This is a genomic window from Pseudomonas sp. B16120, from assembly GCF_044218845.1.
GTDB lineage: Bacteria > Pseudomonadota > Gammaproteobacteria > Pseudomonadales > Pseudomonadaceae > Aquipseudomonas > Aquipseudomonas paracarnis.
This window is the reverse complement of sequence record NZ_CP162588.1, coordinates 2,339,264-2,362,243: the sequence shown is the minus strand read 5'-3', so window position 1 is coordinate 2,362,243 and position 22,980 is coordinate 2,339,264. Positions and strand designations below refer to the sequence as shown.

Sequence of the window (22,980 nt, the reverse complement as noted above, 5' to 3'; positions counted from 1 at the left end):
GCTTCAGCTCGGAATGTTCAGGCCACGGATCACCGCAGGACGTGCGACAAAGCCGTCCAACGCGCGCAGTACGTTAGGGAAATCGGTGATGCCTACCAGGTCACCGGACTCGTAGAACCCGATCAGGTTGCGAACCCACGGAAAGGTCGCAATGTCGGCGATGCTGTACTCGTCGCCCATGATCCAGGTGCGGCCCAACAGGCGCTTTTCCAGCACGCCCAGCAAGCGCCGCGATTCGGCGGCGTAGCGATCACGCGGGCGCTTGTCCTCATACGCCTTGCCGGCGAATTTGTTGAAGAACCCCAGTTGGCCAAACATCGGGCCAATGCCGCCCATCTGGAACATCAACCATTGCAGGGTTTCATAGCGGGTGGCCGGGTCTTCGGAGAGCAACTGGCTGGTCTTTTCCGCCAGGTAAACGAGGATCGCGCCGGATTCGAACAGTGCCAGCGGCTGCCCGCTCGGGCCGTTGGGGTCGATAATCGCAGGGATCTTGTTGTTGGGGTTCAGGGACAGGAACTCGGGAGACAATTGGTCCTGGGTGTCGAAGCTGACCTTGTGCGCCTCGTAAGGCAGGCCCAGTTCTTCGAGCATGATCGACACCTTGACGCCGTTGGGCGTGGGTAGCGAATACAGCTGCAGGCGTTCTGGGTGCTGGGCGGGCCATTTGCTATTGATCGGGAAAGCGGCGAGTGCGTTCATCGAGAACCCCCTGGTCGGAAAGCCCCATCATAGTCATCTGCCTGCCGTCGTGCATGGGTCATCGTTGCGCAACATTTGCCGGCTAGTATCCCGCGTGGGCGAACCAAAGCGCCCGAATGCACTCTTAAAGAGCGCCCGAACAATGAATGGAGGCTGCTTGCTATATCGACAGGGAACACCGCAGGACGCTGATGCGTCACTGGGGCCGGGCTTGTCCGCCTTAACCCGACGCACGAAGACTCGAACCTATCATGACGATCAAGCCTCTGCGCCTTGTGCCACGACTCAAACGTTATTCCTACATGGTATTGCCGCTGCTGCTGGTCAGCGCTGCCATCGTCACCGCCCTGGACGCCCGTGAAAGCCGTGCGCAACCGGTCGATGGCGTGCAAACCCTGGTATTCCTGCGCCATGGTGAAAAACCCGCCGGTGGCCTGGGCCAACTCAATTGCCAGGGCCTGAACCGCGCCATGAACCTGGCGACCCTGTTGCCGGAAAAGTTCGGCAAAGCCAACTATGTGTTCGCTGCCAACCCGACGCGCAACGTCGAGGAAGGCGAACTGGATAACTCCTACAGCTACATTCGCCCACTGATCACCATCAGCCCCAGCGCGATCAAGCTCGGCCTGCCGGTGAATATCGAGTTCTCAGCGAATGACACCAGTGCCCTGGCCGAAGAACTGGTCGAGGACAAGTACCGCAACGCGACCATCTACACGGCCTGGTCCCACGGTTACTTGCCGGAACTGATCAACAAAGTCGCCAGCGAAGCCGCTGGCGAAAAACACACCATTACCGATGATTGGTCTGGCAATGACTACGACTCCCTGTACGTGCTGACATTGACCTGGCACAACGGCAAGGCTTCGCTGCTCAGCCGCAACTACAAGCAAGGGCTGAATAACGGCGGGGAAAACTGCCCGGACCCGACCCAGGTCAGCGCAGATATCTGAAGCTTGGGCCGCAGGGGCGTATGATGCCGGGCTATCGACTCACCTGCGGATCCTCTCCATGTCCAACCTCGCTTCCACCCAGCCCAACCGCGGCTGGGCATTCTGGTGCAAACCTGCGCTGTTTCTCCTGGTGGCCTGCATCGGCCTCTACTATGTGAAGTGGTCGCCCTACTACCTCAAGGCGTTTGTAGCGGCCGACAACCACAGCATTGGCGCCTCGATTCTCAATGACCAGCAAAGCTCGCCCCTGGCGGCGGCGCTGGCCTATGCCCAGGTGTATTTCCTGGCCATCTGGAAAGCCGCCGTACTGGCGGTGATCCTCGGCTCGTTACTGCAAGTGTTGATCCCCCGCGACTGGCTGCTGCGCCTGTTTGGCCGCGCCGGGCTGGGCTCGACCCTGCGCGGTGGGCTGTTCGCCCTGCCGGGGATGATGTGCAGCTGCTGCGCGGCCCCGGTGGCGGCGGGCATGCGCCGCCAGCAAGTGTCGGTCGGCGCGGCGCTGGCGTTCTGGATTGCCAACCCGGTATTGAACCCGGCCACACTGGTATTCATGGGCTTTGTGCTGGGCTGGGGTTTCACCGCGCTGCGGCTGGTGGCGGGGATTGTGCTGGTGGTGGGCGTGTCCCTGGTGGCACAGCGCATTGCGCGCCCGGACCACGTGCCGGAAGCAGCACTTGAAGCCGTTGCCGACGTCAGCACAGTGGAGTCGCAACCGTTCTTGAGCCGCTGGTTACGCACGCTGTGGCAGCTGTTCTGGAGCACTATCCCGGTGTATATCCTGGCGGTGCTGATCCTCGGCGCGGCACGGGTTTGGTTGTTTCCCCATGTGGACGGAGCGATGGCCGACAGCCTGGTGTGGCTGGTGCCGCTGGCGATTGTGGGCACGCTGTTTGTGATTCCGACAGCGGCAGAGATTCCCATCGTACAAACCATGATGGCCCTGGGCATGGGCACCGGCCCGGCCGTGGCCTTGCTGATGACCCTGCCGAGCGTGAGCCTGCCGTCGCTGTTGATGCTGCGCAAGGATTTCGATGCGCGGGTGCTGGTGACGGTGGCCGGCTTGACCATGCTGGTGGGGGTGGTGTGTGGGTTGATTGGAGCGGTAATTCTTTAGATTTTCAGTGGGGCCGATGGCCTCATCGCAGGCAAGCCAGCTCCCACCTTTGTATGTATTCACACTTCAAAAGGTGGAAGCTGGCTTGCCTGCGATGGCGTCCCAAAGGTCACCCCACCCGGGCCGCCCGCTCGCGCAAATACTCCACCACTGCACCCTGCTCCCCGGCAAACTCGATACGCGCGCCCTTGCTTTCGCGCTGGAACGCATACATCGGGTCGTAATACTCACGCAACAAGCCTTCAATCCATACCCGATGCAGCTCCACTGCACCGCTGCGTGCCTGTTCGGCCAGGGCATCCTGCAACACCGCCTGCAACCGCTGGAAACGCTCGCCGCCCAGTCGCTTGTGAATATTGGCCAGGCTCTGGGTCAGGCGCTCGGCAAATAATCGCTGGCCGGTTTCCCCAAACACCTCAATGAACTCGGCGCACAGGTCCACCACGTAATCCTTCAGGATGCGCTCGACACGGCCCTCGACGCTGTCTTCCAGCCACACCATCGGAAACGTCTGCATGCCCTTGTGCAATGGCAGCGGCAGCGCACAGCTGCCGATCATGCGGCTCTCGTCCTCGACCACGAACTGGTCAATGCCCGTCGCGCGCTTCTTCAACAGGTCCACCGCCAGGCGGTTCTCGAAGTCGATATTGGACGGTTGCGCCGTAGCACGCTTGCCGAAGCTGGAACCGCGATGGTTGGCGTGCCCTTCCAAATCCAGCGCATTGCGCAGTTGGCCGAGCACTTCGGTCTTGCCGGTGCCGGTCATGCCGCCCAGCAGTACGAAATCACACTGGGCAGTCGCCTGCTCCAGGGTCTCCAGCAGGAAGGTGCGCATGGCCTTGTAGCCACCGCCCACGCGGGGATATTCGATGCCCGCTTCGGTTTTCAACCATTGCTGCACGATCTGCGAACGCAGGCCGCCCCGAAAGCAGTAAAGGTAGCCATTGGGGTTAGCCTGGGCAAACTGCGCCCACTGTTCGATGCGCTCGGCCTTGATCGCCCCGGACACCAACTCATGCCCCAGCACGATCGCCGCTTGCTGGCCTTGCTGCTTGTAACAGGTGCCGACCCGCTGGCGCTCGTCGTCGGTCATCAGCGGCAGGTTGATCACCCCGGGGAACGCGCCCTTGGTGAATTCAACCGGCGCGCGGGTATCCATCATCGGGCGGTCGTTGAGGAAAATGTCGCGGTAATCGGTGATGTCCGTCGCCATCAAATCACCTCAACCGCGTTGGTCTGTCGCTCCAGCAGTTCACCGATAGGCTCAAGGGCCAGGCCCAGCTCGGCGGCGACGGCGTGGAACTCGGCATCACCTTCCGGGGTAACGGCGATCAGCAGGCCGCCGCTGGTCTGGGGGTCGCACAGCACGCGCTTGTGCAGTTCCTGCACACGCCCCAGCTTGCTGGCGTAGCTTTCAAAGTTGCGCAAGGTGCCACCCGGCACACAGCCCTGGTCCAGGTAATACTCCACCCCTGGCAGGCGCGGAACCTTTGCATAATCGATGCGGGCCGTCAGGCCACTGCCGTCGGCCATTTCCACCAGGTGGCCGAGCAGGCCGAAACCGGTGACATCGGTCATGGCCGTCACGCCGGCCAACTTGCCGAAACGGCTGCCCGGCTTGTTGAGAGTGCACATCCAGTCACGGGCCAGGCCGATATCCGCCTCGCGCAGCTTGCCCTTCTTCTCGGCGGTGGTGAGGATGCCGATGCCCAGGGGCTTGGTCAGGTACAGGCGGCAACCGGCGGTGGCCGTGTCGTTACGCTTCATATGGCGCTTTTGCACAATGCCGGTCACGGCCAGACCGAAGATCGGCTCCGGCGCGTCGATGGAATGCCCGCCCGCAAGCGGGATGCCCGCCGCGTCGCACACCGCCCGACCGCCACGAATCACTTCGCGGGCAATCTCCGGCGCCAGCACATTGACCGGCCAGCCGAGAATGGCGATGGCCATCAAGGGATCGCCGCCCATGGCGTAGATATCGCTGATGGCATTGGTGGCGGCAATGCGGCCGAAGTCGAACGGGTCGTCGACAATCGGCATGAAAAAGTCCGTGGTGGACACCACGCCGCGCTCGTCGTCGATGGCGTATACCGCCGCATCGTCGCGGGAGGCATTGCCCACCCACAGGTTGGGGTCGAGGTTCTGTGCACCGCTGCCCGCAAGGATCACTTCCAGCACCTGGGGCGAAATCTTGCAACCGCAACCCGCACCGTGGCTGTACTGGGTAAGGCGAATCGGCTCGTTCATGGGGGACCTCAAGCTAACAAGTGGGCCGATTCTAGCAGACAGCAAAAGGCCGGCTGGGCTCTTGTGAGCACAGCCGGCCTGTTTGTTCAGCGATTACTGGCGCGCAGCGAGCAAACGTGCGTGCCGGTTACGCCGGGCGATGTTCAAGCATTCGATCGCAGCCGAGAACGCCATGGCCGCATACACGTAGCCTTTTGGTACGTGGGCGCCGAAGCCTTCGGCGATCAGCGTCATGCCGATCATGATCAAGAAGCCCAGGGCCAGCATCACCACGGTCGGGTTGTCGTTGATGAACTTGGCCAACGGCTCAGCGGCCACCAGCATCACGATCACCGAGACCACCACGGCAATGATCATGATCGGCAAGTGCTCGGTCATGCCCACGGCGGTGATGATGCTGTCGATGGAGAACACCAGGTCGAGCATCAGGATCTGGCCGATGGCGGCGGCAAAACCGATGGTCACGGTGTTGCTGACAGTTGCCTTCTCTTCAGGCTCCGGGTCCATGCTGTGATGGATCTCGGTGGTTGCCTTCCACACCAGGAACAGGCCGCCGGCGATCAGGATCATGTCCTTCCACGAGAACGCCTGGCCGAACACTTCGAACACCGGTGTCGTCAATTGCACGATGAATGCGATGGTGCTCAGCAGGCCCAGGCGCAAGATCAACGCCATGCTGATACCAATGCGCCGCGCCTTGGCCCGGTGCTTCTCAGGTAGTTTGTTGGTGAGGATCGAGATAAAGATCAGGTTATCGATGCCCAGCACGATTTCCATGACGATCAAGGTAGCCAGTGCGACCCAGGCGGTGGGGCTGGCGGCCAGTTGTAGAAGGTAATCCATAGGTCAGTCCTGACGTGGTTGTGCTGGGGAATTAGGTTTCTTTGGTGTCGGATTCAGCAGCGTTTTCGGCGTCTTTTTCCTGCTTCTCAGGGCTGATCAAGCCCTGGGTTGCTTCACTCAATGCCTGCTCGGCGGCCTTGTGGGTGTCGTCGATGGCCTGCTTGGCCGACTCGGTGGCTTTGCCCAGCACCTGTTGCGCGCTTTTCTCGACTTGATCACAGCCGCTGACCCCTATCAATGAAAGCGCAAGCAACGACGCCGCGCCCAGGGAATTGAGTTTCATGATGTATTCCTCGTTAGAACCATTGGGTCCAAGTAGTGGCCCCTCGATAGCGAGGCATTCTATGCAGGCGAACAGTTCAGGAAAATTCGTATTTTTCTCGCGTATACTTCGATTTTTACGAAGTGTAGGCCGTGATGCTCAATTATCGACAACTGCATTACTTCTGGGTGGTGGCCAAGACCGGCAGCATCGTGCGCGCCTGTGAGCAATTGAACCTCACGCCGCAGACCATCAGCGGGCAGATCAGCCTGTTGGAGCAGACCTTCGGTATTGCCCTGTTTCAGCGGGTCGGGCGCCAGCTTGAACTGACCGAAGCCGGGCGCCAGGCGCTGCCCTACGCCGAGCAGATGTTCCAGACCGGCAACGAACTGGAGGCGATGCTGCGCGCCCAGCCCGACGAACAGCAGATCCCGTTCCGCGTTGGGGTGGCGGATGTGGTGCCCAAATCCATCGTGTACCGGTTGATCGCGCCGACCATGGAGTTGAGCGAACCGATCCGCATCACCTGCCGTGAAGACAAACTCGAACGTTTACTGGCCGACCTGGCGATCCAGCGCCTGGACCTGGTGATTTCCGACAGCCCCATGCCCACGCACTTGGACATCAAGGGCTACAGCCAGAAGCTGGGAGAATGCGGCATCAGTTTTTTCGCCACCCAGACGTTGGCTGACCAGCATGGGGGGGATTTCCCACAGTGTTTGCAGGGCGCACCGCTGCTGATCCCGGGCGCTGAGACCGTGGTGCGCAGCCGTTTGCAGCGCTGGTTTGCCGAACAGCAAATTCAACCCCGCATCATCGGCGAGTTCGACGACAGCGCTTTGATGCAGGCCTTCGGGCAATCCGGCAGCGGAATTTTTATCGCGCCCAGCGTGATCGCCGACGAGGTGGTGCGCCAATACGGCGTAGCGCTGATCGGCCAGACCGATGCAGTGACCGAGTCGTTTTATGCAATCTCAGTGGAGCGCAAGGTCAAGCACCCCGGCATTGTGGCAATTACCGAGGGTGCCCGGCGGGAGTTGTTTACCGCCCTGCCCTGATCGCTCAGGCATTGAACGCCGTGGGTTTGGCGGTCATCAGCCACAGTGCGAGCAGGATCGACACCAGGATAAACCCCGAAGCGGCAAACCCCAGGCTGCCCAGGCCCAGGGTGTCGATGACATGCCCGCCCACCATCGCGCCCAGGCCAATGCCGAGGTTGGCGCCGGCGATATTCAGCGACGCGGCAAACGCCGGTGCATGGGGCGCGGCCTTCATCAAGCGCACATGGCTGACCAGGAACATCGCCGCCTGGGTCACGCCCCACACCGCCATCGCCGCGGCCAGGCCGATGGTCGAGTGAATCGCCGGCACCACCGCCACCATGCCCGCGATCATAAACCCGCAAAACACCATGGACGCAATCAACGGATGACGATCCACGGCACGTCCGCCCAGGGAGTTACCGATCAGCCCGACCGCGCCAAAGCCCATCAGGCACCAGCCCACCAACGTGCCGTCGAACCCGGCCAGGCGCTCAAGGATATCTGCCAAGTAGGTATAGGCGGTGAACATGCCACTGAACACCAGGATCGACAGCAGGATATGCCCCTGCATCACGGGGCTGCGCAGGATCTTGAATTGCGAGCGCAAGCTGGCCTGCTGGTGCTTGGCCGGGGTAACCGGCAGGTAGACATACAGCAGCAATGCCTTGGCCAGGGCAATCACCGCGAGCACGGCGAACGCGGTGCGCCAGCCGAACATATCGGAAATCAGCGTGCCCACCGGAATACCAAATACGGTGGCGCAAACAATGCCAAAGCCGATTTTTTCAATCGCACGCCCGGCGAACTCAGGACCGACAATGTCAACCGCCGTTTCGCTGGCCAGGGCCCAGAACACGGGCAAGCCCAAGGCTGGGATCAAACGGGCCAGGGCCATTACCCAAATATTCGGCGCCAGTGCCGCCACCGTATTGGCCGCTGCAAACATGATCAAGATGCTGATAAACAGACGCTTGCGTGGGAAACGTGCGCAGTAGGCAGTGAGGAACGGGCCGAACGCGGCCACGGTGAACGCGAACAAGGTCACCAGCAGCCCGGCCTGGGACACACTGACGTTCAGGTCCCGAGCAATCGAGGGCAACAGGCCGACGATGACGAATTCTGTGGTCAGCACGGTAAAACCGGCGGCTGACAGCAGCAGGATAGGAAACAACATGAAAACTCCAGAAACAACGACATCAACGACAGCCCGAGGGGCCCGCTGACGGATAGGAAAGATGAGAGGGATGAAGCTTAACAGAACATGTGCGGATCTGACCAAGCCCGACTGAAACGGGTGACGGAATGCCGCAGCGAACGAGACGCGTCCTACAGCATGCTAGACTTCGCGCCTGCTTCCTACAGTGCTTTCTGCCTGCAATGCTGTGCCCTACTAAAAAAACTAGAGACAACTCTTTATGACTGCTGCCCCTTCCCTGTTGCAACGTTTAATGCGCGTCAGCCTGGTCACCCAAATTGTCATCGGCCTGATTGCCGGGATCGTGTTGGCCTTGCTGTTCCCCGAGGCCGCGCGCGCCACCGGTTTTATCGGCAAGGTATTTGTCACGGCGCTGAAGGCTGTCGCGCCGATCCTGGTGTTTGTGCTGGTCATGGCCTCGATTGCCAACCACAAGCACGGTCAGGAAACTCACATCCGCCCGATCCTGTTTCTGTACCTGCTCGGCACTTTTTCCGCCGCCGTGGTTGCAGTGGTCGCCAGTATGTTGTTCCCGTCTGCCTTGGTACTGGTCACCCATGACGCCACGGTAAGCGCCCCCGGCGGTATCGGCGAGGTGCTGCAAAGCCTGTTGCTCAGCGTGGTGGATAACCCGGTCAGTGCGCTGATGAACGCCAACTTCATCGGCATTCTGGCCTGGGCCATTGGCATGGGCATCGCCATTCGCCATGCCGGTGAAACCACCCGTACGGTATTGGACGACTTGTCCAACGGCGTCACCCTGATCGTACGCGTGGTGATCCGCTTCGCCCCGCTGGGCATCTTTGGCCTGGTGGCCTCCACCCTGGCCACCTCGGGTTTCGGTGCCCTGCTCGGCTATGCCCATCTGCTGGTGGTGCTGATCGGCTGCATGCTTTTCGTGGCGTTGGTGATCAACCCGGCCATCGTGTTCTGGAAACTGCGCCGCAACCCGTACCCGCTGGTGCTGATGTGCCTGCGTGAAAGCGGGATCACCGCCTTCTTCACGCGCAGCTCGGCAGCGAACATTCCGGTCAACCTGGCGTTGAGCAAACGCCTGGGCCTGCATGAAGACACCTACTCGGTGTCGATCCCCCTCGGTGCCACCATCAACATGGCCGGCGCCGCCATCACTATCACCGTGCTGACCCTGGCGGCTGTGCACACTCTCGGGATTACCGTGGACCTGCCAACCGCCGTGCTGCTCAGCGTGGTCGCGGCCATTTGCGCCTGTGGGGCTTCCGGCGTGGCGGGCGGCTCGCTGCTGCTGATCCCGCTGGCGTGCAGCCTGTTTGGTATTCCAAGTGAAATCGCCATGCAGGTTGTCGCCGTTGGTTTCATCATCGGCGTACTGCAGGATTCGGCCGAAACGGCACTCAACTCATCTACCGATGTGTTGTTTACTGCGGCGGCGTGCCTGGGTAAAGAAGATCAGACCGCCTGATTGAGCAAAAAAAGCCCGAGCCGTTCACTCCTGAACCGACTCGGGCGTTTTTCATGGCGGCTGAATATCCATCAAGATGGCGAAGTGGCCGCAGTGAATCCCTGAAGGGGCATCCCGTATCGCTCGTTTGTTTGCGGATTGAATCGGTACCATTTACCGCTGACGGAATCTAGCTGAGCGATAATCTTTGTCGCGTCCTCGCCCGCAGAAGTGCCAACCATTACATTTTTCGGCTTGTGCTGAAAAACCCTGTTAACACTAATGTTAGCCGCAACGCTTTTCCAGCCAAGGCTTAATTTGCCCACTACCGAAGAAAACGCTGTCAGGCCTCTAGTCCCGATGGCCGCCCCGCCTGCAAAGGGGTTGGCGGCGCTTATAAATGCCCGCCCCAGCCTGCCTGTAACACCTCCGCGCCCTAGCTGCCCACCTACCTTCGCGATCTTTGAAATTTTTCCGACGGCGCCTGCACCTGCGACAACAAAACCAAACACGTCAAATGCAAGGAATTTAAGCCCTTCACCAACCCTACCCTGCTGAAAACTGTGAAGCGCCGACGCACCCGGTATCAGTGCACGGGTCACCGCCTGGATTTTTTCGAATTCAGTCACTTCAGTGTCGAACGTGGTGACACCTCTGGCCGCGTTGACCACCGTTTCACGTTCGTCGGCCCTGAAAAAATGGCGTGTGACTGCGTCTGCTATATGCTGCGTTCGCTGCGAATTGAAGGCTTGGGTAGGAGATGAAGTTTGAAGTTTTGATTCTCGCTCTTTACGTTCTGCCGAATCATTGGCATTAATTTCACTGATTTTGGTGTTGGATTGAGCTCTGACCTTGGGTTTATTCGTAGCAACAGGGGTCCACTCGCCTTGCAGCCCTGTCTTGAGCCCCTCCGCTAAATCTGCGCGATGCTGCAGCCCGCCCGTCGCGGGATTGAATTCGTAAATCCGTTTCTTGCCTTTATGCAGCGTCTCAAGAAATACAGAGCTACTTTTAACTTCTTCAGTCTCCGAAACATCGTACTGAATCTTGTAACCTGCCGATGTAATGGTTTGGGTGACTTTTTCCTCCCCATAGATTTTCAACGCGCCGTGCTGCAGTGCCTCCTGATCCTCCTGAGGCAGCAAAGACATCTGATGTTTAACATTCACGCTCATGGCGTCTTTAAATCCGTCGAAATACTCCACGACATGTGATTCGAACGCTTCGTTTAAAGATCCCATTTTGTGAACGTCAGCCGCAATTTTTTCAAATGGAACAGCGGGATCATTGGAAAACCAGCTGACATGTTGCTGCGGGGCGGAATAGATATCCAATATCGAATAGGGGCCTTTTAAGTCGCGGTGTTTCTCGGTGGGATAGATTGTTTTTTTCTCGAAGTCTATTTTCCCATAGGTTTCCTCGGGAAAACGGGCCCTCAATATACTGAGCCCTAATTCCGAGCGACTATGTAATATCGTGCGTTGCGCTTCTGAAGCCGTTGTCAATAACTCGAAGCGCTCGTTGGCGAGGACGCCGGCACGTTCAATCTCTTCATCCGTATAATTGTTATCCTCCCGTTTTTCGATGGCCCCATCCGCCACTGCCCAATGAATCAACCCCTCTCGCGCCGCCAACGCTTCCACTTGTATCCCGGCATCGTCTATGGGCCTCAAGTCGTCTTTGAGCAACTGCTCATATGTTTTAGTCGCCGCCACACCTGGAGAGCGCATTTCAGCTTTGGCAACGATCGATTTCAAACTGACCCAACCCGGTGAGCCGTAAGTCACATGATCCGGGACATCTTTGACCAGTAATTCCGGAGCGTGGTGCGACAACGGCAGATAGGCCGCAACAGGAGCGTTACCGCCGTATGACTTGCTCAGATGATCAGTGAGCCCCTTCAGAACAAATGACAGCGGTTTTCCCCAGTTCTCGCGCGCCGACAGATCAAACCCGGCCACCTTGTTCTTTTCGCCCGGTTTCCATAACGCATCCTGATTGAGGCCTATCTGGAGAGCCGAAAGTACCCAGTCCTCAACACTGCCGACCCCCTCGAACTTATCGCGCAAGGCTTCGCCCAAGGACTGCGCAGCCGGGCTTTGCAAAAGCCTCAAGATCGCTTGTCGGGGATCTTTCAACTCTGCTTCGGACCATTGGATGGTTTGTGTCAGATACCCGAACGCGTTTTGGCTCAATTTCAACTGGTCGAATTCGGGTAGCCCCATCGCGTTATAGGAAACAGCATCGTAGATCGCCTGCTGTTGCGTCGTATCGAGCGGCGTTGGCCACGCTAGTCCGCCGCCCAAATCCTGACGCCGTTGTGGGTACTGGAGCTCTGCTAAACTGAGGCCAATTTGTCGCATTTCTTCTGTATTAACCGGATGTTTCCAGCCATTGGCCGTCATGAACTGCAAGAGGTTCACTTGTCGTCCGGCCATTGGTTGGTTATCCAAGTGGAAACCAGATTCAGGGCCAATCGTGAACAGTTGCGATTGCAGGTAGGATAGAAATCCGGCTTCACGATCATAGGGAGGCTGGAAGCCAGGGCGAAAAGAGAGGTTACTCTGATGCAAGCGCTCTTGTTGATCCAGATACTTGCCTACCTTAGCATTAGCTTCGACCAGGGCATCTTGGAAGGCTTGCAGATCGCGTCTATCGGCAAGTTGTTGTTTTTGTAACATCAGGGTTTCTTCAGAACGCGCTTGACCAACGCCCGACGTCGCAAATGCGTTGTTTTTTTGCAACGCTTGAGCTCGTGCTCGATCCTCGGTTGAATCGTTATGTATCGTCTCTCCATAAAACTGGGCGATCAACTTGAGCGGTACACTGTCGGCGCGCACGGCCGAGTAGCTTATCCCGTCGGGAGCATAGGCTTTCAATGCGGCTAGAATTGGCCCTGCGTATAACGCCCAGCGAGGGTGGTCTTTTAAAGTAAATCGGGCAATTGCTCCATTTTTTTCTTTAACGCTCAGCGTCCCGTCTGGGGCGATCTCCATGGTGGTCGGGTCCAAACCCTGCCTCTTCAGCACATAGGCAAGATACGGGTCTTCAAATGTATTACGCAACTGTATACGCCATTGGCCGAGAGACGACGCGTCTGGAATATTCGGAATAATAGTGTGCTCATCACGGGCTCGACTCTCCAGGGCTTCTGCATAACGGGCGGCCAATTCACTGTCGGCTTGAGCACGGTCAGAAGTTGATAGAACCGCTTCGTTACCGGGAGCCTCTCGACGGGTCCGGCTCATCGCAAACGAACGTGAAGACGAATCCTGGCTGACGGAGGTATTGCGTGTATCTTCGAAATAAGCGTTATGGGTTGTCGACGTTAACGCAGAGGAGGAAAGCTGCATTTAGTTTGTGGTCTCCAGGTTCTTCGGTTGAAAGTTTAATAGGCACTCCTGAGTGAGATTTACTGAATATTGGTTGCATCAAGATATGTAACAAAGCATTGGTGAAAAGAATATCCTGCAAAAAAAAACCGAGGCCGTTCATTTCAGAACAAGCCCCGGTTTTTTTATTGAAGCGTGAGTTTAGAACGCGCCCATGTAATCACGCTTGCCCACTTCCACACCGTTATGACGCAGCAAGGCATAAGCGGTAGTGATGTGGAAGAAGAACTGCGGCAGGCCGTAGGTCAGCAGGTAGGACTGGCCGCTGAAGCGCTTCTCTTTCGGCGTGCCTGGGCGGGTGATGATTTCGATACCTTCCTTGCCGTCGATCTGCTCGGGCTTGATGGTGTCGACGAAGGCCAGGACCTTGGCGATCAGTGCTTGCAGGTCGGCAAAGGTGACTTCGTTGTCTTCGTACTTCGGTACTTCGATCTCGGCCAGGCGTGCCGACACACCTTTGGCGAAGTCCACGGCGATCTGCACCTGGCGCACCAACGGGAACATGTCCGGGAACAGGCGCGCTTGCAGCAAGGCGTTGGGCTCGATGTTCTTGGCGCTGGCGTGGGCTTCGGCTTTCTTCAGCACATCGCTCAACGCGTTGAGCATTTGCTTGAAGACTGGGATAGAAGCGGCGTACAGGGAAATGGTCATGTCAGTCTCACTGATAATGGCAGGGTTGGAACCAGCGGCGATTATAGCCATGCCCGGTGCTTGTCTTTTATTTTTTGAGGATTACGCTGGTGAGCTTCACTGCATAGGGAAAGCGCGATGACCGCCGAGCACGACACCGACACCCCTGAGCCGCGCCTGAACAGCACGGAAATCCGCATCCTGGGCTGCCTGATCGAAAAACAGGCGACCAACCCGGAAACCTACCCCCTCACCCTCAACGCCCTGGTGCTGGCCTGCAACCAGAAGACCAGCCGCGAGCCGGTGATGAACCTCAGCCAAGGCCAGGTCGGCCAGAGCCTGCGCGCGCTCGAAGGCCAAGGCTTCACGCGCCTGGTGATGGGCAGCCGCGCCGACCGCTGGGAGCACCGTGTGGACAAGGCCCTGGAACTGGTGCCGGCCCAGGTGATCCTGACCGGGCTGCTGTTCCTGCGGGGGCCGCAGACCGTCAATGAGTTGCTCACCCGCAGTGGGCGTATGCATGACTTTGAGGATGCCGAACAGGTTGTGCATCAGCTCGAGCGCCTGATTGCACGAGGACTGGCGCTGCTCGTGCCGCGTCAGGCGGGGCAGCGGGAAGACCGGTATACCCATGCACTGGGGGACCCGGCAGATATTGAAGCGATTATGACCGCGCGGGGGAATTCGGTAGAGCGTAGCGCAGGGGCTGTTTCGGTGGAGCGCATTGAAGAGCTGGAAGCGCGGATTGCCGCACTGGAAGAACGGCTGGCGCAGCTGGAACAGGGATAATGCAGATAAACATGTGGGAGCTGGCTTGCCTGTGATAGCCATTGGTATCGACACAACTTTGTGGGTTGCAGCAGCCAACGGTAACTACGATGCGAAGCGAGCCGCTCTTGATCTTGCTCTGCTTTTGATCTTAGGCGCCCCGTTAAACCACGCTGGCCGAACGCAGGCTTTAATTCGTGGGTAACCCGGCAGGACGCCGGGTTAGCCGCCCCGCGCCATGGATGGCGCGTGGCGGCGGCCCACGGATTCAAGCCTGCGTTCGGGCACACCGAGCCTAGGCGAGGTGCCGAGTGGTGGGGCAAGAGCCTTTTGCTTACTTTTGGGCTCTTTTCAAAAGTGAGCCGCTGTAAAAGCGGAACCCTAAGTAGCCGTTACCGCAGGAATGGATATGTACTCGGTATTACGGCGTCGACTGTGAGGCCGTCTTCGCAGGCAAGCCAGCTCCCACAGATGGATCGTGGGGTGTCAGGTAGATAGCCGTCGCCTGGCAGGCCGCCATCGCAGGCGAGCCAGCTCCCACAGTTGGATCGCGTGCGCGTCAGTTAGATCACCGAATGGTTGTGCGTAAGGCTTTAGCTGCGGGCGAAGGCCACCGCTGCCTCGAACTGCTCCTGCGTAGGCCGCACACCGGTATAAAGCACAAACTGCTCCAACGCCTGGATAGCGATCACTTCCAGCCCGGTAATCACCCGCTTGCCCTGGGCACGGCCACGCACGATCAACGGCGTTTCCGCTGGGATCGCCACCACATCGAAGACCGTCTCGGCCTGATCGATTGCCTCGGCGTCAAACGCCAACGCATCCGCTTCCGCACCGCCGGTCATGCCAATGGGCGTCACGTTGATCAGCATCTGTGGCCGCAGGCTGCCCAGATCCGCCTGCCACGCGTACCCCAGGTTCCTGGCCAATGCCTGGCCCGCCACCTCATTACGTGCCACGATCACGCCATTGGCGTACCCCCCGTCACGCAAGGCACTGGCGACCGCCTTGGCCATGCCGCCGCTGCCGCGCAGGGCGAAGCTGGAGTCCTTGGGTACCGCGTGTTTTTTCAGCAGTTGCTCGATGGCGATGTAGTCGGTGTTGTAAGCCTTGAGGTGGCCGTTGGTGTTGACGATGGTGTTCAGGGAGTCGATGGCTTGAACCGACTCGTCGAGTTCGTCCACCAAGGCAATGGCAGCCTCCTTGAACGGCATGGACACCCCGCAACCGCGCACACCCAGGGCGCGGATACCGCCGATCGCGCCGGGCAGGTCCTGGCTGCTGAAGGCTTTATAGTAAAAATTCAGACCCAGCTGTTCATACAGGTGGTTATGAAAACGCAGGCCAAAGTTCCCAGGGCGCGCCGACAGTGACATGCACAGTTGGGTGTCCTTGTTGGGGTGCATCTGCATGGATAACTCCTTGAAGTAAGCAAATCGGTACAGACCTTACACAACCTTTACTCACTGGCCGTGCTGTTTTCTCGAAATACGTTGTCTTAAAAGTATCCCCGCGACAATCCTTGAGTCTATTGATTGCAGACCACAAGCGCAGGGGCTAATTGAGGAATGACCATCATGCGTAAACTTCCCAGGATCGCCTTGCTTATCGGCGCACTCGCAATGGCCGGCCAAGCTTCCGCCCACGGTGGTGGTTGGGGTGGCCCGGCCGTGTTCGGTGCGCTTGTCGGCGCAGCGGTAGTCGGCTCTGTGGTTGCCAGCCAGCCGCGTGAGGTGTACGTGCAACAACCGGTGTATGTGCAGCCGCAGCCGGTGTATGCCGCGCCGCCGCCGGTCTACTACGCGCCACCGCCACCAGTGTATGTGCAACAGCAGGTTTACTACCGCCCGGCGCCCGTCTATTACGGCCCACCGCGCGGTTATTATGGGCCACCTCGCGGCTACTACGGCCCGCCCCACGGCTACTACCGCCATGGTTGGTAAGTTTTAATCCATTGACAGACACAGGCCTCGCCCACACGCGGGGCCTTTTTTTGCCTGAAAAGTCCGGATTTATCCTGCCGATGTCGCTGTGAGAACAACGCACGAGCGCCAATCCCACATCATGAGCGTCGAATATCCTCTTGATCGATGGCGGGCTGCGCTGTCATGTTTGCGTCACAAAACAGTCGCACTATCGACCCAGTCCAGCCAATAACAATTAAGGACGATTGACCATGCCCACGCAAAACCCGCACCGCACCGCCGGCCTGTGCACCTCCAGCAAGGTCTATAACGCTTTGACTGAACTCAAGCACCTTGAAGGCCATCGCAGCGCCAAGTTCCTGGCATTGCTGGCCGAAAACCTGGTGCGCAAGGGCCTGCTCAGTGAGCACGAAGTGGTGAACATGCTCGACCAGGTGGTGGATTAACGCCTGGCATTGATGTCGACTATCGAGCCAGGTGATTTTTCCCAAGCACCGGCAAACCGTAAGGTGACCTCCATAACGTTTGGAGGTACTTATGCCCACTGTTCAAATCATGTCTGTCATCGGTAGCGCCGTCCCCGCCCCTCTGCGCAAACTGGGCTTGCTCGCCTGCTGGTATGTGGTGCGCGATGGCGAGCCGATCAGCGGCCCGCTCACTTCGTTATCGGATGCCGAAACACAACGCCGAATGGCAACCGACTTCAGGCTAGAAGCCTGAACGCTATGGCAGCGGCAACTTGACCCGCGGCTTGGTTTCGACGAACAACGCCCAGCACGACATGAACAACGCCGCCACCAGCGGCCCGATGACAAAGCCGTTAAGGCCGAACACCGACAGGCCACCCAAGGTCGAGATCAGGATCAGGTAGTCCGGCATCTTGGTGTCCTTGCCCACCAGGATCGGGCGCAGTACGTTGTCCACCAGGCCAATCACGAACACCCCGAACAGCCCCAGCACCACGCCCTGCCAGATCGAACCGCTCAACAGGAAGTAAACCGCCACCGGCCCCCAGACCAGCCCGGCACCCACCGCTGGCAATAGCGACAGGAACGCCATCAGCACGGCCCAGAGCAAGGCACTGGGGATGTCCAGGAACCAGAAGATCAAACCTCCCAGCGCACCTTGGGTCACAGCCACCAGCACGTTGCCCTTGACCGTGGCGCGCACCACGCGGTTGAACTTGAGCTGCAGGCGACGCTTTTGCGGCTCGGCCAACGGTACGGCTGTGCGCACTTTGCGTACCAGTTCCGGGCCATCGCGCAGCAGGAAAAACAGCAGGTACAGCATGATGAAAAAGCTCACCAGGAAATCAAACGTCCCCTGGCCGAAGCTGAACGCCTGGGAGGCAAAGAACTGACTGCCCTGCATCGCGCCCTTGACGACCTTTTCCCGCAGCCCTTCGAGGTTGCCCATGCCAAAACGGTCGAGCAATTGCTGGAAATACGGCGGTAGAACGTTCTTGAATTGCTCGATATAACCCGCCACGTCGAGTTTGCCGCTCTCGATGTTTTTGTAGAGCGTGGCCCCCTCTTGCACCAGCAAAGCACTGGTGATGATCACCGGCAGAATCGCGATCACCAGGCACACCATCAAGGTGGTCAGGGAGGTCAGGTTGCGGTTCCAGCTAAAACGCTGCTGCAGGCGGCGCTGCATCGGCGCAAAGATAATGCCCAGGATCACGGCCCAGAACACCGCGCCGTAGAACGGCAGCAATATCCAGATAAAAGCCACGGTGACCAAGGCCAGTAGCAGCAACAGGGTTTTGAATTGCAGGTTGGTTTGATTCATGTCCGGTCCATGTCAGAAAAACAGGGCCGATGGCGGCCCTGTTGCTTAGTCCGCAGCCAAACGTGGGAGTGCCCTTGTTTATCGAACAAGCATAGATCGCCATGCGTAGACGTGGATCAATGAACGGCGCCCGGCCCTGCACTACCCTCGCGCCTTTTGCGACCTACAGCCATGCCCTCGATGATTGCCCCCGAACTGCTCGCCCCTGCCGGCACCCTGAAAAACATGCGCTACGCCTTCGCCTACGGTGCCGATGCGGTCTATGCCGGCCAACCGCGCTACAGCCTGCGGGTGCGCAACAACGAGTTCGACCACGCCAACCTGGCCCTCGGCATCCACGAAGCCCATGACCTGGGCAAGCGCTTCTACGTGGTGGTGAACATTGCGCCCCACAACGCCAAGCTCAAGACCTTCCTCAAGGACCTGGCGCCGGTGATCGCCATGGGCCCGGATGCGCTGATCATGTCCGACCCGGGGTTGATCATGCTGGTGCGCCAGCACTTCCCGCAAATGCCGATCCACCTGTCGGTACAGGCCAATACGGTGAACTGGGCCAGCGTGGCGTTCTGGCAGCAACAGGGTATTTGCAGGGTGATTCTGTCGCGGGAGCTGTCCCTGGAAGAGATCGGCGAAATCCGCCAGCAAGTGCCGGCGATGGAGTTGGAGGTGTTTGTACATGGCGCCTTGTGCATGGCCTATTCCGGGCGGTGCCTGCTGTCGGGCTACATGAACAAGCGCGATGCCAACCAGGGCACCTGCACCAATGCCTGCCGCTGGAAATACCAGGCCACGCCGGCAGTGGAGAATGCCACTGGCGATATCGTCCATGAATATCAACCCACATTGGGCATCGGCACACCCACCGATCAGGTGTTCCTGCTACAAGAGGCCAATCGCCCCGATGACCCCATGCCCGCTTTCGAAGACGAACACGGCACCTACATCATGAACGCCAAGGACCTGCGGGCCGTGCAGCATGTGGAACGCCTGGCACAGATGGGCGTGCATTCGTTGAAGATCGAAGGCCGCACCAAGTCCCACTTTTACTGCGCGCGCACCACCCAGGTCTACCGCCAGGCCATCGATGACGCAGTGGCCGGGCGTGCATTTGACCGCGGCTTGATGACCAACCTCGAGTCCCTGGCCCAGCGTGGCTACACCGAAGGTTTCCTGCGCCGCCACGTGCACGATGAATACCAGAACTACCAGAACGGCAGCTCGGTTTCCGAGCGCCAGCAGTTTGTCGGGGAGCTGACCGGCGAGCGCCGTGGCGCGTTGGCCGAGGTGAAGGTCAAGAACCGCTTTGCGCTGGGCGACCACCTGGAGTTGATGACGCCCGCGGGCAATTTTCATTTTGACTTGCCGAGCCTGCATAACGCCAAGGGCGAAAGCATTGAGGTGGCGCCGGGGGACGGGCATACGGTGTATGTGCCGATTCCGGCGCAGATGGACCTGCGCTTTGGCCTGCTGATGCGCGACGTTTAAACCCTGCCATGGGTTGAATGGATCAGATCCTGAACTGGCCCACCAACTGCCCGAGGCGCTGGCCCAGGTCGGCCAGACTGCGAGACGTTTGAGCGCCCAGTTGGGTTTCGTCCGCCACGCTGTCCACCGCTACCGCAATCTGATGCACGCTGCGGTTGATCTCTTCCGCCACGGCGGTCTGCTCTTCCGCGGCGCTGGCGATCTGGGCGTTCATTGAGTTGATGGTGCCAATCAGTTGCGCCATGGTGTCCAGGGACGCGCCGGCCTGGTTGGCCTGGGCCGAGGTGCCGTCGCCGGCATCGCTGGAGCGGCGCATAGCGTCCACGGCCGCCTCGGTGCCTTTTTGCAGGCGATCGATCATGCCCTGGATTTCCTGGGTGCTGGTTTGGGTGCGACTGGCCAGGGCGCGCACTTCATCGGCGACTACGGCAAAGCCACGCCCAGCCTCCCCGGCCCGTGCGGCCTCGATGGCAGCGTTGAGCGCCAGCAGGTTGGTTTGCTCGGCGATGGAGCGGATCACGCCGAGCACACTGACGATTGACGATACATCCTGCTGCAGGCTGTCCAGGGACACGCCGCTGCTGCGGATGTCGTTCACCAGCGCATGGATCTGCGCGATGCTGCCGTCTACCACACGTTTGGCGGCCTGGCCTTCGGCGTCGGTCTGCTGCGCAGCGACGGCGGCGCCTTGGGCACTGCGTGCCACTTCGTGCGCCGCCGAAGACATCTGGTTGATCGCAGTGGCCACCTGGTCGGTCTCGTGGCGCTGGCGTTCCATGGCCTGTTCGGAACGCTGGGCCTGGTCGGACACCTGGCTCACCAGCCCGGTGAGTTGGGCGGTCATGTCGGTGATCTGGCGCACCAGGCCGTGGATTTTATCGACAAAGCGGTTGAATGCACCGGCCAGGTCGCCGAGTTCATCCTGGCTGGTAATGGCCAGGCGGCGGGTCAGGTCACCTTCACCCGCGGCGATGTCATCGAGGTTGGCTTTCATCAGGTGCAGCGGGCGCAGGATGGTATTGGCCAGCAGCATGCCCACGGCGGCGATCACCAGCAACACCACCACGGCCACGCCGAGGATGCTCAACAGCACGCCTTGCATGCGCTTCTCGACTTTTGCCTGCACCACCGCCACTTGGGCGTCGATGCCATCGAGGTTCACCGAGGTGCCGATTACCATGTCCCACTTGGGCAGGTACTCGGTATAGCCGAGCTTGGGCACCAGTTCGGTCTGGCCGGGCTGGGTCGAGCTGTATTGCAGGTAGTGGGTGCCGTCCTTGCCGACCTTGACCAGGTCGCGGTTGACGTAGACGCCGTTGGGGTCGCGGTTGTCCTTAAAGCTCTTGCCCACGCCGTCCGGGCTGTTGCCCTTGAACAGGCGGATGGTCTCGGAGTCGTAGCCGAAGAAATAGCCGTCCTTGCCGTAGCTGGTATTGGATAACAACTTGACCACCTGCGCCCGCGCCGCGCTGTCGCCGGGGGCTGCCGCGTCGTAGAGCGGCTTGATGGTGGTCATAGCCACCTCGACATAACTTTGCAGGGTGGCCTTGGCGTCGTTGAGCAGGCGCTGACGGGTTTCATCCACCTCGTTGCGGGCCTGGCCCTGCAGAATCCACACGGTGGTCAGGCTGATGACCACGGCAAACAACAACACCGGCACGACAGCAAGGGCCAGGACTTTGGCCTTCAAACTCAGACGCATGGCTTTTCTCTCTTGTTAGTGGCGACTTGAGAGGTTAACGGCCATGTGAGCGATTACTGTAGGCGCGAGCTTGTGTGGCCAGAGCTTGCTCCCGCTCGGGTGCGCAGCGCCCGCAAGCTTTTTGGGGCTGCTTCGCAGCCCAGCGGGAGCAATCTCTGGCCACAGGGGGCTCACTTGGATCAGAGCGTCATCGCAGCCAGCCAGCCGAACGCCAGCAGCGGCAGGTTGTAGTGCAGGAAGGTCGGTACCACGGTGTCCCAGATATGGTGGTGCTGGCCGTCGATGTTCAGGCCGGAGGTGGGGCCGAGGGTGGAGTCCGAAGCGGGCGAACCGGCGTCGCCCAAGGCACCGGCGGTACCAACGATGCACACGATGGCCACCGGGCTGAAGCCCAACTGCACACACAGCGGCACGAAAATCGCCGCGAGGATCGGCACCGTGGAAAACGACGAGCCGATGCCCATGGTCACCAACAACCCCACCAGCAGCATCAACAACGCGCCAACGCCCCGGCTATGACCGATGAACGCTGCCGAGGCCTGCACCAGCGAGTTCACGTCACCGGTCGCCTTGAGCACTTCGGCAAAACCTGAGGACGCGATCATGATGAAACCGATCATCGCCATCATCTTCATGCCTTCGGTGAACAGGTCATCGGTGTCGCGCCAGCGCACGATGCCCGACACCGAGAAGATCAGGAACCCGGCCAGGGCGCCGATGATCATCGAGTCCAGCCACAACTGGATGATGAACGCCGAGGCAATCGCCAGGCCGGCCACCAGCAGGGTCAGCGGGTTGTACTGCACCGCCACTTGCTCGACACGCTCGATTTTCTTCAGGTCGTACACACGCTTTTTGCGGTAGCTGATCAACACCGCCACCAGCAGGCCGACCACCATGCCCAGCGCCGGCAAGCCCATGGCGTGGGTGACATTGACCCCGCTGATATCCACTCCGCTCTTGGCGACGTTAGCCAGCAGGATCTGATTGAGGAAGATATTGCCAAAGCCCACCGGCAGAAACATGTACGGGGTGATCAGGCCGAAGGTCATCACGCAGGCGATCAGGCGACGGTCCAGTTGCAGCTTGGTCAGCACATACAGCAGCGGCGGTACCAGCAGCGGAATAAACGCAATGTGGATCGGCAAGATGTTCTGCGAGGCAATCGCCACCACCCACAACAGGCCGATCAGCAGCCATTTGACGTGGTTGCCACCGCTGGCGTCCTGGCGGTCCACCAGCAGCAAGGCTTTGTCCGCCAGCGCATGGGCCAGCCCGGACTTGGCAATCGCCACGGCGAAAGCCCCGAGCAATGCGTAGGACAAGGCCACGGTTGCGCCGCCGCCCAGCCCGCCGTTGAAGGCCTTGAGCGTGGCCTCGATACCCAGGCCACCGGTCAAGCCGCCCACCAGGGCGCCGACGATAATGGCGATGACCACGTGCACGCGGGACAGGCTGAGTACCAGCATGGTGCCGACCGCGGCGATGACTGCGTTAATCATGGTTAC

At 59.6% G+C, this 22,980-nt stretch carries 20 protein-coding genes and 2 pseudogenes; 9 read left to right on the top strand and 13 right to left on the bottom strand.

The window, feature by feature from the left end; translation table 11 throughout:
• Window positions 1–3: 3 nt before the first annotated feature.
• Window positions 4–702: a glutathione S-transferase N-terminal domain-containing protein gene (locus AB4P90_RS11260; RefSeq protein ID WP_019817512.1), complete on the bottom strand. Its 699-nt coding sequence runs from the start codon at window positions 700–702 to the stop codon at window positions 4–6.
• A 251-nt stretch (window positions 703–953) separates the two neighbouring features.
• On the opposite strand from AB4P90_RS11260, the gene AB4P90_RS11255 reads away from it, so the two are divergent.
• Window positions 954–1,655 carry a histidine phosphatase family protein gene (locus AB4P90_RS11255; protein WP_102667030.1) on the top strand — a complete coding sequence of 234 codons (702 nt, stop codon included), beginning with the start codon at window positions 954–956 and terminating at the stop codon, window positions 1,653–1,655.
• 58 nt (window positions 1,656–1,713) lie between these two features.
• Entirely contained in the window at window positions 1,714–2,769 is a 1,056-nt protein-coding gene (locus AB4P90_RS11250; protein ID WP_019817514.1) for a permease, read from the top strand.
• Between the two features lie 109 nt (window positions 2,770–2,878).
• Here the strand turns inward: AB4P90_RS11250 and mnmH are convergent, their stop codons facing one another.
• The 4 genes from mnmH to AB4P90_RS11230 form a co-directional block, all read right to left on the bottom strand.
• On the bottom strand, window positions 2,879–3,982 hold the full coding sequence (gene mnmH / locus AB4P90_RS11245) for a tRNA 2-selenouridine(34) synthase MnmH (RefSeq protein WP_019817515.1): 1,104 nt from the start codon (window positions 3,980–3,982) through the stop codon (window positions 2,879–2,881).
• Window positions 3,982–5,016 carry a selenide, water dikinase SelD gene (gene selD, locus AB4P90_RS11240; protein ID WP_020302053.1) on the bottom strand — a complete coding sequence of 345 codons (1,035 nt, stop codon included), beginning with the start codon at window positions 5,014–5,016 and terminating at the stop codon, window positions 3,982–3,984. Before selD ends, mnmH begins: the two co-directional genes overlap by 1 nt.
• A 93-nt stretch (window positions 5,017–5,109) precedes the next feature.
• Window positions 5,110–5,859: a TerC family protein gene (locus AB4P90_RS11235; RefSeq protein WP_014717958.1), complete on the bottom strand. Its 750-nt coding sequence runs from the start codon at window positions 5,857–5,859 to the stop codon at window positions 5,110–5,112.
• Between the two features lie 31 nt (window positions 5,860–5,890).
• Entirely contained in the window at window positions 5,891–6,142 is a 252-nt protein-coding gene (locus AB4P90_RS11230) for a hypothetical protein (RefSeq protein WP_014717957.1), read from the bottom strand.
• A gap of 134 nt (window positions 6,143–6,276) precedes the next feature.
• Here AB4P90_RS11230 and nhaR point away from each other — a divergent pair, with 134 nt between their 5' ends.
• The gene (nhaR, locus tag AB4P90_RS11225) at window positions 6,277–7,179 is read left to right on the top strand and encodes a transcriptional activator NhaR (protein WP_014717956.1); all 903 of its coding nucleotides are present in this window, start codon (window positions 6,277–6,279) and stop codon (window positions 7,177–7,179) included.
• Between the two features lie 4 nt (window positions 7,180–7,183).
• Here the strand turns inward: nhaR and AB4P90_RS11220 are convergent, their stop codons facing one another.
• On the bottom strand, window positions 7,184–8,338 hold the full coding sequence (locus AB4P90_RS11220; protein ID WP_038449689.1) for an MFS transporter: 1,155 nt from the start codon (window positions 8,336–8,338) through the stop codon (window positions 7,184–7,186).
• Window positions 8,339–8,579: 241 nt separating this feature from the next.
• On the opposite strand from AB4P90_RS11220, the gene sstT reads away from it, so the two are divergent.
• The gene (gene sstT / locus AB4P90_RS11215) at window positions 8,580–9,800 is read left to right on the top strand and encodes a serine/threonine transporter SstT (protein WP_014717954.1); all 1,221 of its coding nucleotides are present in this window, start codon (window positions 8,580–8,582) and stop codon (window positions 9,798–9,800) included.
• A 71-nt stretch (window positions 9,801–9,871) separates the two neighbouring features.
• Here sstT and AB4P90_RS11210 read toward each other — a convergent pair whose 3' ends face one another.
• Entirely contained in the window at window positions 9,872–13,027 is a 3,156-nt protein-coding gene (locus AB4P90_RS11210; RefSeq protein ID WP_395606094.1) for a hypothetical protein, read from the bottom strand.
• A gap of 285 nt (window positions 13,028–13,312) precedes the next feature.
• Window positions 13,313–13,822 carry a DUF1993 family protein gene (locus AB4P90_RS11205; RefSeq protein ID WP_019817519.1) on the bottom strand — a complete coding sequence of 170 codons (510 nt, stop codon included), beginning with the start codon at window positions 13,820–13,822 and terminating at the stop codon, window positions 13,313–13,315.
• 117 nt (window positions 13,823–13,939) lie between these two features.
• On the opposite strand from AB4P90_RS11205, the gene AB4P90_RS11200 reads away from it, so the two are divergent.
• A complete protein-coding gene (locus AB4P90_RS11200; RefSeq protein WP_395605894.1) occupies window positions 13,940–14,590 on the top strand; it encodes a YceH family protein in 651 nt (216 codons plus the stop codon).
• A 572-nt stretch (window positions 14,591–15,162) separates the two neighbouring features.
• Here the strand turns inward: AB4P90_RS11200 and AB4P90_RS11195 are convergent.
• A complete protein-coding gene (locus AB4P90_RS11195) occupies window positions 15,163–15,981 on the bottom strand; it encodes a shikimate 5-dehydrogenase (protein WP_395605893.1) in 819 nt (272 codons plus the stop codon).
• Window positions 15,982–16,137: 156 nt separating this feature from the next.
• On the opposite strand from AB4P90_RS11195, the gene AB4P90_RS11190 reads away from it, so the two are divergent.
• The 3 genes from AB4P90_RS11190 (at window position 16,138) to AB4P90_RS11180 (ending at window position 17,214) form a co-directional block, all read left to right on the top strand.
• Entirely contained in the window at window positions 16,138–16,512 is a 375-nt protein-coding gene (locus AB4P90_RS11190; RefSeq protein ID WP_019818659.1) for a hypothetical protein, read from the top strand.
• Between the two features lie 233 nt (window positions 16,513–16,745).
• Entirely contained in the window at window positions 16,746–16,940 is a 195-nt protein-coding gene (locus AB4P90_RS11185; protein ID WP_014717949.1) for a hypothetical protein, read from the top strand.
• Window positions 16,941–17,031: 91 nt separating this feature from the next.
• Window positions 17,032–17,214 carry a hypothetical protein gene (locus AB4P90_RS11180; RefSeq protein WP_003190283.1) on the top strand — a complete coding sequence of 61 codons (183 nt, stop codon included), beginning with the start codon at window positions 17,032–17,034 and terminating at the stop codon, window positions 17,212–17,214.
• A gap of 3 nt (window positions 17,215–17,217) precedes the next feature.
• Here the strand turns inward: AB4P90_RS11180 and AB4P90_RS11175 are convergent, their stop codons facing one another.
• Complete coding sequence (locus AB4P90_RS11175; RefSeq protein ID WP_019818663.1) at window positions 17,218–18,285, bottom strand: AI-2E family transporter; 1,068 nt, start codon at window positions 18,283–18,285, stop codon at window positions 17,218–17,220.
• 171 nt (window positions 18,286–18,456) lie between these two features.
• Here AB4P90_RS11175 and yegQ point away from each other — a divergent pair, with 171 nt between their 5' ends.
• On the top strand, window positions 18,457–19,770 hold the full coding sequence (gene yegQ / locus AB4P90_RS11170; RefSeq protein WP_395605892.1) for a tRNA 5-hydroxyuridine modification protein YegQ: 1,314 nt from the start codon (window positions 18,457–18,459) through the stop codon (window positions 19,768–19,770).
• A 22-nt stretch (window positions 19,771–19,792) separates the two neighbouring features.
• On the opposite strand, the pseudogene AB4P90_RS11165 reads toward yegQ, so the two are convergent.
• The 3 genes and pseudogenes from AB4P90_RS11165 to AB4P90_RS11155 form a co-directional block, all read right to left on the bottom strand.
• Window positions 19,793–20,383, bottom strand: a pseudogene (locus tag AB4P90_RS11165) (methyl-accepting chemotaxis protein); the annotation flags it as partial.
• A gap of 315 nt (window positions 20,384–20,698) precedes the next feature.
• Window positions 20,699–21,472, bottom strand: a pseudogene (locus tag AB4P90_RS11160) (cache domain-containing protein); the annotation flags it as partial.
• Between the two features lie 179 nt (window positions 21,473–21,651).
• Window positions 21,652–22,971 carry a Na+/H+ antiporter family protein gene (locus AB4P90_RS11155; RefSeq protein WP_161793214.1) on the bottom strand — a complete coding sequence of 440 codons (1,320 nt, stop codon included), beginning with the start codon at window positions 22,969–22,971 and terminating at the stop codon, window positions 21,652–21,654.
• Window positions 22,972–22,980: the final 9 nt, after the last annotated feature.